1 protein-coding gene (running past one end of the window) is annotated in these 14,969 nt (G+C 66.9%); it reads left to right on the forward strand.

The genetic code is table 11. From position 1 onward, the window contains the following. A protein-coding gene (locus AB0C34_RS08560) for an SDR family NAD(P)-dependent oxidoreductase (protein ID WP_357068966.1) crosses the window boundary here: on the forward strand, nt 1–14,969 show its 5' portion. Its footprint extends 1,534 nt past the window's final position; the window shows 14,969 of its 16,503 coding nt (coding positions 1–14,969); its start codon is at nt 1–3; its stop codon lies beyond the right edge, outside the window.

Here is a 14,969-nt window from a genome sequence, read left to right on the forward strand (position 1 = left end):
ATGGTCGCATCAATAAATGAGATCGCTATTATCGGAATGTCGTGCAGGATGCCGGGCGCTTCCGATCTGGACAAGTATTGGCTGCTGCTGCGCGACGGTCGTGACGCGATCGGGTCCGCCCCCGCCGACCGGGCGGGGATCGACGAGACGGCTGGATTCCTCGATTCGGCATCGGAGTACGACGCCGATTTCTTCGGTGTGCCACCGACCGAGGCGCGGTCGATCGATCCACAGCAGCTGTTGGGACTCGAGCTGAGCTGGGAGGCGTTGGAAGACGCGGGCTATCGTGATCGAGACGGTGCGCGGGCGGGAGTCTTTCTGGGTAGCATCGGCACCGATTTCGCCGAAGTCGTGGCGGCGCAGGGTAAACCGGGTGTCGGACGGCATTCGTTGTGGGGGGTCGGTCGGGGAGTCGTTGCCAACCGGATCTCGAATCATTACGGATTCACCGGCCCGAGCATAGTCGTCGACAGTGGACAGTCGTCGTCGTTGGTCGCAGTGCATTTGGCGTGCGAATCGTTGCGCGGCGGGGAATGTGACGTGGCCCTCGCGGGCGGTCTGAATTTGATACTTTCGCCGTTGAGCGGCGAGCGTTACGAGCAGTTCGGTGCGCATTCGCCGTCAGGAAAGTGCTATACGTTCGACGAACGCGCGGATGGCACGGTTCGCGGTGAAGGTGGCGGCATCGTCGTGCTCAAACCGTTGGCGCGCGCGGTCGCCGATGGTGACCGGATCTACGCCGTGATCCGCGGGAGTGCGGTCAACAGCGGCAACGAGCGCCAAGTATTGAGTGCGCCCAGCGTAGCTGCGCAGACGAGTGTGATTCGTGCGGCGCTCGCGGCCGCGGATGTAGCACCCGCGTCGGTGCACTATGTGGAACTGCACGGTACCGGCACGCTCGCGGGTGATCCGGTGGAGGCGCAGGCTCTGGGCGAGGCCTACGGCGTCAGCCGGCGCGACGACACGCCGCTGGTTGTCGGTTCGGTCAAGACCAATATCGGACATCTGGAAGGCGCCGCGGGGATCGCGAGCCTGATCAAAACCGCGTTATGCCTGCGACATCGACAACTGGCACCGAGTCTGAACTTTCACACGCCCAATCCGCGGATCCCGCTCGAAGCGCTGGGATTGCGAGTGCAGACCGAGACGGAGCAGTGGTCTACCGCAGCGCTGCGACGGGCGGGGGTGTCGTCGTTCGGGATGGGTGGCACGAACGCGCATGTGATTCTGGAGGAAGCTCCCGCCGTAGTCGCGGGCGAAGCGAGCGCAACGTCGGACAGTTCGCGGCCGCTGGCGCTGGTGCTGTCCGGGCAGAGCCGGGAGGCATTGCGGGAGCAGGCTGTTCGGTTGCAGGACTGGTTGGCTGATCACCCGCGAGCCGGCATCGCCGACGTCGCGTATTCGCTCATCCATACCCGTACGCCGCTGGAGTGGCGAGGTGCGGTGGTCGGGCACGATGCCGAGGCGATGCGTGCCGGGCTGGCCACGCTGGTGGACCCGGCAGCGGAGGCGCTGACGGGTATGCCTTCCACGGTGCTGGGTCGGGCCCGCGCCCGCCGAGTGGTTTTCGTTTTTCCGGGGCAGGGGAGTCAATGGGTGGGGATGGGTGCGCAGTTGTTGGCGTCCGGGGGGGTGTTCGCGGAGTCGATCGCGGAATGTGAGGCGGCGTTGGCGCCGTTCGTGGACTGGTCGTTGACGGAGGTGTTGCGGGGGGAGACGGATGCGGCATCGCTGGATCGGGTCGATGTCGTGCAGCCGGTCTTGTTCGCGATGTTGGTGTCGCTGGCGCGCTTGTGGCGGGCTGGCGGGGTGGAACCGGCTGCGGTGGTGGGGCATTCGCAGGGAGAGATCGCGGCCGCGGTGGTGGCCGGCGGACTGTCGTTGGCAGACGGGGCGCGGGTGGTCGCGGTGCGTTCGCGAGCCGTCGCGGAGGTGCTGGCGGGTTCGGGAGGTATGGCGTCGGTCGGTCTGGCGGCGGACGTGGTGGCCGACCGGTTGGCGGTTTTCGGTGATCGCTTGTCGGTCGCCGCGGTGAATGGACCCGGGCAGACCGTGGTGTCGGGCGAATCCGCCGCGCTGGCCGCGTTTCTCGCCGGGTGCGCGGCCGACGGAGTATGGGCGAAACAGATTCCGGTCGACTATGCGTCGCATTCGGCGGCGGTGGAGCGGATCCGCGATCGAGTGCTGGACGACTTGGCGGCGATTCGGCCGAGACCAGGTTCGGTCCCGTTCTTTTCGACAGTGACCGCGCAGTTCGTGGACACCGTGGACTTGGATGCCGAATATTGGTATCGGGGGCTGCGGAAGCCGGTGCGGTTCGCTGAGGCGATCGAGGCGTTGATGCGGGCCGGGATGACCGCGTTCATCGAGACCAGCCCACACCCGGTGGTGTCCACGGCCATCGAAGTGACGGCGGACTCGATCGGCAAAGCCGATCAGGTGGCCGTCATCGGGACGCTGCGGCGTGGCCAGGGCGGTCTGCAACACTTCGCTGCGGCGTTGACGGGTGCCCATTGCCTCGGCGTCGACGTGACACCGGAGGTGTTGGCTGCGCCCGCCGGCCGCGTGGACCTGCCGACCTATGCGTTCCAACGGCGGCAGTGCTGGACACCGAGGGCCATCGTCGGCCGCGGTCCGCGCGATGTGCGACGCCTTGGGCTGATCCCGTCCGATCATCCGATCCTCGGTGCCGCCGTGCCGGTGGCCGGTCGAGATGAATGGCTCTTCACCGGTCGCCTCACCATGGATACTCACCCGTGGCTTGCCGACCACGCGATCTTCGGGTCGACGGCGGTCCCCGCCGCCGTCTGGCTCGATGCCGCGTTGAGTGTGGCTGCGCAACTGGGTGCCGGGTCGGTAGCGGAATTGCGGCTGTCCGCGTCCCTGCCGCTACGGGCCGCCGCCATGGACATCCAAGTGAGCGTCGCGGCATCGGACGACCACGCGCGACGCGCATTCACGATGCACGCCCGCCCTGACGGCGAAACCTCGCAGTGGCAGTCCATCGCGACAGGAATTCTCGCCGCGCACACCGACGAAGCCCCGTCCTGGTCGGATGGTGACTGGCCGCCTGCCGCGGCCGAGTCGGTGTCGGTCGGGGAACTGTACGACCGGCTGGCCGAGCGTGGCTTCGACTACGGTGTGGCGTTTCAGGGTGTCACGGCGGCCTGGCGACGTGGTCGCGACGTGTTCGCCGAAGTTTCGCTCGACGATAGCGTCGATGATCGAACCGAGGGGTTCGGCGTTCATCCGGCATTGCTGGACGCGATATTGCACACCCTTCTGGACCGGCTGGGTTCGACCGGCGGTGTGCCGGTGCCTTTGTCGTTCGGCGATATTCGACTGGACCGCGGCCGCGCGGAAGCGGCGCGGGTCCGAATCGACCAAGTGAGCGCGGACACCCATCGGGTGACAGCTGTCGCCGAAGACGGTCAGCCGATCCTGACGATCAAGCGACTGGTGGTCGAACTGGTCGAACCGGCCGAGTTCACGCCGACAGATCGGTCTGATCATGGTGGCCAGAACGGACTGCGCCGGTCACAGTCGGTCCAGCGCACTACTTCTGCGCCTCGTCGTCGTCGCGCTGTCGCGGCAGGTCCGCTGGCCTCCCGGTTGCTCGCGGCTCCCGAACACGAACGTGACGCGCTGGTGCTCGCGGTAGTGGCCGAGCAGGCCGCGGCGGTGCTTGGTCATGAATCGGCGCAGGCAATTCATCCGGATCGGCCGTTCACCGCGTTCGGGTTCGATTCGCTCAGCGGGCACCAGTTACGGAATCTGCTGGTGGCGGCGACCGGAGCGGAGTTGCCGACGACGCTGATATTCGACTATCCGACTCCGGTGGCGGCGGCACGTCTGGTGCGTTCGCGGCTGGAAGGTGTGCAACTCGAGGCTCGACGGGTGGCGCGTCGCACTCGTTCGGACGAGCCGATCGCGATCGTCGGCATCGGATGCCGTTTTCCCGGTGGCGTCGAATCGGCCGAGGATCTGTGGAACCTGGTCGCTGAGGGCAATGACGCGATTACTCCGTTTCCGTCCGACCGCGGTTGGGATCTGGCGCGGTTGTTCGATCCAGACCCGGACAAGCCGGGCACCGTCTACACCCGGGAAGGCGGATTCCTCTCCGACGCGGCGGCTTTCGACGCGGGATTTTTCGGCGTCGGCCCGCGGGAGGCGGCGGCGATGGATCCGCAGCAGCGGCTGATGTTGGAAGTCTCCTGGGAAGCGTTGGAGGACGCGGGGATCGACCCCACCGTGCTGCGCCACACCGACACGGGCGTGTATATCGGCGCCTGGGAGTCCGGCTACTCGCAGGGGGTGACCGGCTCGTACGAAGGCTTCCGTTTGACCGGAACGTCACAGAGCGTGATATCCGGCCGCGTCGCATACGTCTTCGGGCTGGAAGGGCCTGCGGTAACAGTCGACACCGCATGTTCGTCGTCGCTGGTCGCGCTGCATCTCGCCTGCCAAGCGCTGCGCCAGGGCGAGACGTCGCTGGCCCTGGCGGGTGGTGTCAGCGTGTCGGTGAACCCGAGCCTGTACGTCGACTTCGCTCGCCAGCGGGGGTTGGCGCCGGACGGACGCTCCAAGGCGTTCGCCGCTGCCGCCGATGGTGTGACGTGGTCGGAGGGGGTCGGGGTGCTGGTGGTCGAGCGGTTGTCGGATGCGCAACGCTTGGGCCACACCGTGTTGGCGGTGGTGCGTGGTAGCGCGATCAATCAGGACGGTGCCAGCAATGGTTTGACCGCACCGAACGGTCCCTCGCAGGAGCGAGTGATCATGGCCGCGCTGGCGGCTGCCGGGTTGGATCCTTCGGACGTGGACGCGGTCGAGGCACACGGCACCGGGACGACGTTGGGCGATCCGATCGAGGCGCAAGCACTGATCGCCACCTACGGGCAGGATCGCGAGCAGCCGCTGCGGATCGGGTCGGTGAAGTCGAACATCGGCCATGCGGTCACCGCAGCCGGTGTAGGTGGTGTGATCAAGATGGTTCAGGCGTTGCGGCACGAAATGCTGCCGAAGACGTTGCACGTGGATGCGCCGACACCGCATGTGGATTGGTCGTCGGGGTCGGTTCGGTTGCTGACCGAGGCCGAGCCGTGGCCAGCGGCTGACCGGGTACGCCGGGCGGGCATCTCGTCGTTCGGGATCAGCGGTACCAACGCGCACGTGATCGTCGAAGAAGCCCCGTCCAGCACAACTTTCGTGGACGACAGCGCTACCGGCGCGGACGCGCCCGTCGTGGCCACCGAGGTGGTCGCGCTGCTGATTTCAGCGAAGTCCGACGACGCGCTGCGCGCACAGGCCGATCGCTTGCGGCAGTGGCTGATCGACCGGCCCGACATCGATATGCGCAGCGCCGCGTACTCCTTGGCGCACGCCCGTGCGCACCTCGCTCATCGAGGAGCGGTCGTCGGCACCGACCGGGAGGAGTTGCTGGCCGGCCTGTCGGACCTCGTCGCCGAGTCGGGATCGTCTCGCGTTGTCGAGGGTCAGACCGTCGCTGGTAAGACGGCGTTCCTGTTCACCGGTCAAGGTGCGCAGCGGACCGGAATGGGTGCGGACCTGTATCAGGCGTTCCCGGTATTCGCGTCGGCCTTGGACGAGGTGTGTGACCAGTTCGATGCCCTGCTCGGTGGATCTTTGAAAGATCTGATGTTCGTCGATACCGACGGATCATTGGATCGGACCGAGTGGACGCAGCCGGCATTGTTCGCGTTCGAGGTCGCGTTGTTCCGCCTGCTGGAGTCGTTCGGCATGGCTCCTGATGTGGTGATCGGGCATTCGATCGGCGAATTGGCCGCAGCCTATGTGGCCGGCGTGTGGTCGTTGCCGGATGCGTGTGCGTTGGTAGCGGCGCGGGGTCGGCTGATGGGTGCGTTGCCGGCGGGCGGCGCGATGCTCGCTGTGGCGGTCGACGAACAGCGAGCGACGGATATCGCCGCCGAATTCGGTGATCGCGTATCGATCGCGGCGGTGAACGGGCCGTCCTCGACGGTGTTGTCCGGGGATGACGAGGTCATCGATCAGATCGACAACCGGCTCTCCGGTGCGGGGATCAAAACGAATCGTTTGCGGGTCAGCCATGCTTTCCATTCCGCGCGGATGGATCCGATGTTGGCCGAATTCCGTTCCGTGGCTGCCGGCATCATGTATGAGCAACCGAAACTGCCGATTGTGTCGAACGTGTCCGGAGAGCCGGCCGGGGACGCGGTGTGCGACCCGGAGTACTGGGTACAACAAGTGCGCGGCTGCGTCCGGTTCGCGCCCGGTGTGGATGTCCTCGTGAACGCGGGTGTGCGGCGGTTTGTCGAGGTGGGTCCGGATGCGGTGTTGACTGCGCTGGTTCGCGCGTGTTTGGTGCGGCATCCGGAAGTCGAGCCGCTGTCGTCGGTGGTGGCGGTATCACGGCGTTCGACTGGTGAGACGACGCAGTTGGTGACGTCCTTGGCACAGGCTCATGTGGCGGGTGTGCGGGTGGATTGGGGGCTGTTGTTCGCCGGTCGTGGGGTGCGTCGGGTTGGGTTGCCGACGTACGCGTTCCAGCACCAGCGGTATTGGCTGGCCGCCGAAGGCTCGGGCGACGTCCGGGCGTCGGGCCTGGAGGTCGCGGATCATCCACTGTTGGGTGCGGCGGTCTGGCTGCCGGACTCCGACGGGGTGGTGCTGACCGGGAGGCTGTCGTTGTCGAGCCACCCGTGGTTGGCCGACCATGTGGTCGGCGGCGCAGTCCTGGTGCCAGGGACGGCGTTCGTGGAGTTGGCATTGCATGTCGGGGCACTGGTCGGTAGTCCGCGACTGGCCGAACTGGTCGTGGCCAAGCCGTTGATCGTGCCGTCCGTGGGTGCCGTCGAGTTGCGGGTGATGGCGGCCGGACCCGATGATGCGGGTTCACGAGTCGTGTCGGTGTATTCGCGCCCGCAACACACTGGGGAACCGGATCGAGCGGAGTGGGTTCGCCATGCGACGGGAACTCTTGGCGCGCAGGTACCGTCGTCGTGGGCCGGGCTGACGGCGCTGACAGAGGACTGGCCGCCGGTCGAAGCGTCGCCGGTGCCCATCGGTGATGTCTACACGGAGTTGGCCGCGCGCGGTTACCGCTACGGACCAGTCTTCCAAGGGCTGACCGCGCTCTGGCGGCGCGGCGACGAGGTCTTCGCCGAGCTGGATCTGCCGGACCAGGCGCAGGTCTCGGCGGGCAGGTTCGGAGTGCACCCGGCATTGTTGGATGCGGCCTTGCACGCGGTCCTGCTCGGCGGATTGACCGACCCCGCCGCACCTGGCGAGATCCTGGTGCCCTATTCCTGGGAGAACGTCGACATCCACGCTGTCGGTGCCGCGTCGGCGCGGGTTCGGGTCGTGGCGGCGGAGCCCGGAACGGGAAGCCATCAGGTCATGCTGACGCTCCTCGACTCGCAGAACGCGCCGGTTGTCGAGGTCGCTACTGTGACCCTGCGTCCGGTCGCCCTCGGCACCCTCGGCGCCACCTCGCCTCCGAATAGCAAACTGCACCAACTGCGGTGGGTTCCGTTGACGGCGCCGAACCCGGGTGATCTCGTCACGGACGAGCAGTGGGTGCACACGGACGAGGACGAGACGGTCGTCGTCGACGGCACGTCGGTGGCCGTAGTGCGAGTCGCGGACGAGTCCGCGGATGAGGCCGTGCCGGGTGTGGTTCGCGGTCGGCTCGTCGGATTGGCGGCACGAGTGGGTGAACTCCTGGCGCTGCACGAGCGGATCGTCGTGGTGACCAGACTCGCGGTCGCGTTGGACTATGGCGACCCGGTGGATCTTGTGGGTGCGGCCGTGTGGGGTCTGCTGCGTAGCGGTCAGAATGAGAACCCCGGCCGGATCGTGCTCGTCGACGTGGACCGCTGGCAGGACTACCGCGCCGCTGTCGCTGCGGTGTTGGCCGTCGCGGACGAGCCTCAGGTGGCCGTGCGGCACGGTGTGGCACATGCGGCGCGTCTGAGCCCCGAAGTCGTCGACCTCGTGGGTGGGAGTGACCTGCTACGCGCTCCGGCGTGGGCGTTGACTCAGCTCGGCAAGGGCACTCTGACCGGTGACAACCTGGCCCTGATCGAGACGCCCACCGCGTTGGATGCGCTCGGGCCCGGTCAGGTTCGGGTGGGTGTGCGCGCGGCGGGCATGAACTTCCGTGACGTGCTGATCGCCTTGGGGATGTATCCGGACGTGGGCGCCACCATCGGCGCCGAGGGAGCGGGCGTGGTGCTGGAGGTGGCGCCCGATGTCACCGAGTTCGCTCCCGGTGACCGAGTCTTCGGATTCCTGTCGGATATCGCCTCGGTCGCGGTCGCGGACCGCAGGCTGCTGGCCCGGATGCCACGAGGTTGGTCGTTCGCGCAGGCCGCCGCGGTGCCGGTGGTGTATGTCACGGCGTACTACGGTCTGGTCGATTTGGCCGACGCGAAACCCGACGAGACGTTGCTGCTGCACGCGGCGACCGGTGGGGTGGGTGTGGCGGCTGTCCAGTTGGCGCGTCATCTGCGACTGCGCTTGCTGGTGACTGCGAGCCGACCCAAATGGGATGTGTTACGCGATATGGGATTCGATGATTCGGTCATCGCTGATTCGCGCACGCTGGAATTCGAGCGAAAGTTTCTGGAGGTCACCGACGGGCGCGGCGTCGACATCGTTCTCGATTCGCTGGCTGGTGAATTCGTGGATGCTTCATTGCGGTTGTTGGCCGGTGGCGGCCGCTTCCTCGAGATGGGATTGATCGATCGTCGCGACCCTGGCGAGGTCGCCGAGCAGCACCCTGGCGTGCAGTACCGGGGTTTCCATCTCAACGAGATCAGCTCCGACCGGTTGTGCGAGATTCTGCACATCCTCGTCGGCCTGTTCGATACCGGTGCGTTGGCGCTGCCCCCGGTCACCGCGTGGGATGTGCGCCACGCACCGGAGGCCTTCCGGTACCTCAGCCAGGCCCGGCACATCGGCAAGAACGTGCTCACCATGCCATCGCCATTGCGTTCGGACGGAACGGTTCTGATCACCGGTGGCACGAGTGGGCTGGGTGCGGTGGCGGCTCGACATTTCGTCGTCGAACTCGGTGCGCGGAGGTTGATATTGGCCAGCAGGCGCGGACTCGACGCCGACGGGGCCGCAGCTCTCGCGGCCGAATTGGTCGCGCTCGGTGCACATGTGGATGTTGTGGCGTGCGACGTGGCCGACCGGGAAGCGCTGGATGGGCTGCTGTCGGTTATTCCAGCACAGTATCCGTTGACCGGCGTCGTGCACGCGGCTGGCGTGTTGGCCGATGGTCTGCTCGCGGACCTGACGCCGGAGCAGTTCGAGACGGTGTTGCGGCCCAAGGTCGATGCCGCGTGGAATCTGCACGAGGCGACCAAGGATCTCGATCTGTCGATGTTCGTGCTGTATTCCTCGATCTCGGGCGTCCTCGGCTTCCCCGGACAGTCCAACTACGCGGCGGCGAATGCGTTTTTGGATGCTGTGGCCCACTACCGGCACCGTGCCGGGCTGCCCGCGACGTCGGTGGCGTGGGGTCCGTGGTCGGCGACGAGCGGCATGACCACCACCATCGCCGAAGCCGACTTCGCGCGCATGCGACGTTTGGGAATGGTTCCGCTCGAAGCGAACTATGCGATGTCGTTGCTGGACGCGGCCTTCGCCGCCGGTCACCCGACGAGTGCCGGTGTGCGACTCGATGTGGCCGCGCTTACCGCGGAGGCCGCTTCGGGGTCGCTGCACAGAGCGCTCAGCTCGTTGGTCGCGGTGGGGGCTCGCCGCGCCGGCAGCGTGGGATCGCTGGCCAACCGGCTCGCCGGCGCCCTCGAAGCCGACCGCCCGGACATAGTGCTCGCCGTCGTCCGGGATCACGTCGCTGCCAGTCTCGGGCACGAGTCCGGGGACATGATCGATCCGGCGGCGGCGTTCACGGAGTTGGGTTTCGATTCACTCACGGGTGTCGAGTTCCGTAACCGGTTGGGCAAGGCCACGGGTGTGCCGTTGCCGTCGACTTTGGTGTTCGACTATCCGACCGCGACCGCGGTGGCGAAACTGGTGCAGTCCAAAATCGAGCCGCAGGCGGCGGTTGAACCCACCAAAAAGGTGGTGCGCAGGATCAGGGCGGACGAACCTATCGCCATCGTCGGAATGAGCTGCCGGTTCCCCGGCGGTGTGACGTCGCCGGATGAACTCTGGAATCTTCTCGTCTCCGGGGTCGACGCGACCGGCGAGTTCCCGTCGGATCGCGGGTGGGATCTGGAACGGCTGTTCGACGACGATCCGGACACGCCTGGCACCGTCTATGCGCGTCGCGCCGGATTCCTCGACGACGCCGGCGAGTTCGACGCCGGCTTCTTCGGCATCGGTCCGCGGGAGGCGTCCGCGATGGATCCGCAGCAACGACTGTTGCTGGAAGCGTCCTGGGAGGCGCTGGAGAACGCGGGCATCGACCCCGTCTCGTTGCGCGGCAGCGACACCGGGGTATTCGCGGGCGCGTGCTACTCGGGCTATTTCGATCGGGTGACCGGTGATCTGGAGGGCTACCGGCTGACCGGCACCACGCACGCCGTGATCTCCGGTCGGGTGTCGTATGTCTTCGGCCTGGAGGGGCCCGCAGTCACCACCGATACCGCATGCTCGACGTCCCTGGTTACGCTGCATCAGGCTTGCCACGCGCTGCGCCAGGGCGAGACCTCGCTGGCGATGGCGAGCGGAGTGACGGTCGCCGCCAGCCCGTATCTGTCCGTCGACTTCGCGCGGCAGCGCGGTCTCGCATCGGACGGACGCTGCAAGTCTTTCTCGGCCGCGGCCGACGGTGTCGCATTCTCCGAGGGTGTCGGCGTGCTGGTGCTCGAGCGGCTCTCCGACGCCCAACGCCTGGGACACAACGTCTTGGCGCTGGTGCGTGGGTCGGCGGTGAATCAGGATGGCGCGAGCAACGGGTTGACCGCGCCGAATGGCCCGTCGCAGGAGCGGGTTATCGCGGCGGCACTGGCCAGTGCCGGGTTGGAGCCGGCGGACATCGATACGGTCGAGGCGCACGGAACCGGAACGACCTTGGGTGATCCGATCGAAGCACAGGCATTGATCAATGCCTACGGGAACGACCGGACCGAACCACTGCGGATCGGGTCGATCAAATCCAACATCGGCCATACCGTCGCCGCCGCCGGTGTCGGTGGTGTGATCAAGATGGTTCAGGCGATGCGGCATGAAATTCTGCCGAAGACACTGCATGTGGATGAACCGAGCCCGTATGTGGACTGGTCGGCGGGCACCGTCGAGCTGTTGACCGAGGCCCGACCGTGGCCACGCAACGGGCGAGTCCGTCGTGCCGGAGTGTCGTCGTTCGCCATCAGCGGTACCAACGCCCACGTCATCCTGGAGGAGGCGCCGGCCCGTCGAGTCCCGTCGTCTCCGCCCGCGGATCGCCACGACAACCCGGTCGCCGTGCCATGGATCGTATCGGCGAGTTCCGAGGCCGGTTTGCGAGCACAAGCGAGTCGACTGCGGCAGTGGGTGATCGACGAACCCGACGCGGACGTGTGGGATATCGCGCATTCCCTGGTGACCTTCCGTGCGCAACTGGATCGGCGTGGCGCGGTCGTCGGACACGACCGGGACGAGCTGCTGGCCGGTCTGGCCGAGCTGGCGGCGGGCTCGCCGAACACCGTCGAGGCGACGGTGGGTTCGGGCAAGGCGGCGTTTCTGTTCACCGGTCAAGGGGCACAACAGGCTGGGATGGGCGCGGGGCTGTACGCGGCCTTCGGCGTGTTCGCGGCGGCGTTCGACGAGGTGTGCGCACACATCGATCCGTTGCTGGCACGGTCGTTGAAGGATCTGGTGTTCGATCCGAGCAATGCGGACCTTGTCAGCCGCACGGAGTTCACGCAGCCCGCGTTGTTCGCGTTCGAGGTGGCGTTGTTCCGGCTGATCGAGTCGTTCGGTGTGGTGCCGGACATGCTGATCGGACATTCGATCGGCGAGCTGGCCGCCGCGTACGTGGCGGGTGTGTGGTCGTTGCCGGATGCGTGTGCCTTGGTGGTCGCGCGCGGACGGTCGATGGGGGCGCTGCCCGCCGGTGGAGCGATGCTGGCGGCAGGGGTGAGCGAGGATCGCGCGGCCACAGTGCTCGCCGAGTTCGACGGCCGGGTGTCGTTGGCGGCGGTGAACGGCCCGTCGTCGGTGGTGCTGTCCGGGGACGCGTCCGCGATCGCCGAGATCGAGGCCGAGCTCGCCGCGGCGGGAGTGAAGACCTCCCGGTTGCGGGTGAGTCATGCCTTCCATTCGGAGTTGATGGAACCGATGCTCGATGAGTTCCGCGGCGTGGCACAAGGATTGACCTATCACCCGCCGACCGTCCCGATCGTGTCGAATGTCTCGGGTGTCGTGGTCGGCGACGAGATGACCGATCCGGAGTATTGGGTTGCGCAGGTGCGTGGTTGTGTGCGGTTCGCGCCGGGAATCGACACCCTGGTCACCGCGGGTGTGCGTCGGTTCGTGGAGATTGGACCGGATGCCGTGCTGGCCGCGATGACGCGGCAGTGCCTCGCCGAGCACCCGGACGTCGAGGCCCGCTCGACGGTGGTCGCGACCACTCGTCGTGCGATCGACGAGCCGACTCAGTTCATCTCCGCGCTCGCGCGAGTCCACGTGGCGGGAGTGTCCATGGATTGGACGCCGTTGTTCGTGGGTCGCTCGGTGCAGCGGGTGTCGCTACCCACGTATGCCTTCCAACACCAATGGTATTGGTTGCCGCCGGTCGGCTCGCCGGACCTGTGGCAGTCGGGGCTGGACGACGCGGAACATCCGCTGCTCGCCGCGATGGTGCGACTGCCGGATTCCGCGGAGGTGGTGTTCACCGGCAGGTTGTCGCAGTCCGGACATGCCTGGCTGGCCGATCACACTATTGCCGGTGTGACCTTGTTGCCCGGTGCCGCCTTCGTGGAATTGGCGTTGCACGTGGGAACGATGGTGCAGTGCCCGCAACTGGCGGAATTGGTGATCGAGGCGCCGTTGTCGGTGCCGTCCACGGGGGCGGTCGAACTGCGTGTGGTGGCGAGCGGACCCGACGACACCAGCGCCCGGACGGTGTCGATCTACTCGCACGTACCCGGTGACGATTCCGAACAGTGGGTCCGGCACGCCGTCGCGACGGTCACCACTCGATCGGAAGCGTCCGCGGCGGGCGATCTCACCAGCTGGCCGCCGAATGGTGCCACGCCGATCGCCGTCGACGATGCCTACCCGGAGCTGGCCGTACAGGGTTACGAGTACGGACCGGCGTTCCAACGGTTGACCGCACTGTGGCAGGCCGATGGTGCGGTGTTCGCGGAGATCACGTTGCCGGAGTCCCTTCGATCGGAAGCCGCGCAATGCGGTCTGCACCCGGCCTTGCTGGACGCCGCACTGCACGCGGTGCTGCTCGGCGGGCTGCTTCCGGATACCCAGGTCGGTGCGATAGCGGTCCCGTACTCGTGGGAGAACGTGACGTTGTACGCGACCGGAGCGACCGCATTGCGGGTTCGCGCGGCGGTGACCGGCTCGGTGCCAGATGGGGATCGGATCACGGTCACCCTCGCCGACACCTCAGGTGTCGCTGTGGCCGAGGTGGGTGCGCTGACGCTGCGCCCACTGTCTGCCGATTCGCTCGGTTCGGCGCATTCCCGGCTCGACGACGTCGGCTATCACGTGGACTGGGTGGCGCTCCCCACGCCTTCGAGCGACCCGACCGTGGTCGACTCCTGGCGCGCGGCCGAGGACATCGAAACGGTCACGATCGCAGGCACGACCGCGACCGTATTGCGGATCGACGCGGCGACTTTCGTTCCCGCCGCCGATAGTCCGGATGACCGCGATCTCCCTGTGGTGGTGCGGGATTCACTGACCGCGCTGACGGCGCGGGTGCAGCGGTTGTTGCCGCGGACCGGGATGATCGTCGTGGTGACCCGGCAGGCGGTGGCAGTGCATCCTGGTGAGTCGGTCGACTCGGCCACTGCGGCGGCGTGGGGTTTGCTGCGGACAGCACAGAGCGAGCATCCGGATCGGATTCTCCTGGTCGATGTCGACGACTGGGCCGACTACCGGCATGCTGTCGCGCTGGCGTCGGGTTTCGAGGGCGAACCGCAGTTGGCGCTGCGGCGCGGCGCGGCACACGCGCCGCGGCTGACCCGCCATGATGCGGGCCTGCTCGGGTTCACGGGCTCCGATATGGCGCCGTGGACTTTGACGTTGCACGGTAAGGGCACGCTGACCGGCGACAACTTCGGGGTGAGCGGGGATCCGGGCGGGCTGAAGCCGTTGTCGTCGGGGCAGGTTCGGGTGAGTATGCGGGCGGTCGGTCTCAACTTCCGAGACGTGCTCGTCACGCTCGGTACCTACCCCGTTCCGAATGCCCGAATCGGCGGCGAGGGTTCCGGGGTTGTGCTCGAGGTCGCGCCCGATGTGACCGAATTCGCGCCGGGCGATCGAGTATTCGGCTTCGTGTCGGGTATCGGTTCGATTGCGGTGGTCGATCGCCGGCTACTCGCGCCGATTCCGCTGGGGTGGTCGTTCGCTCAGGCCGCCGCGGTGCCGGTGGTGTACGCGACCGCTTACTACAGCCTCGTGGATCTGGCCGCGGCCCAGCCCGGTGAGACATTGTTGCTGCATGCGGCCACCGGCGGAGTCGGTTTGGCGGCAGTTCAGCTTGCGCGGCATCTGGGTTTGCGGTTGTTGGTGACTGCGAGTGAGCCGAAGTGGAATGTATTGCGTGATCTCGGTTTCGACGATTCCGAGATCGGTGATTCACGGAGTCTGGATTTCGAGCGGAAGTTCGGTGCGGTCACCGGCGGTCGTGGTGTGGATATCGTGTTGGATTCGCTGGCTGGGGAATTCGTGGATGCCTCGCTGCGGCTGTTGCCCCGGGGTGGTCGGTTCGTCGAGATGGGAATGATCGATCGGCGTGATCCGGCCGAGGTGGCCACGGCGCATCCTGGGGT

This window comes from Nocardia sp. NPDC049220 (assembly GCF_040647855.1).
Classification (GTDB): Bacteria; Actinomycetota; Actinomycetes; order Mycobacteriales; family Mycobacteriaceae; genus Nocardia.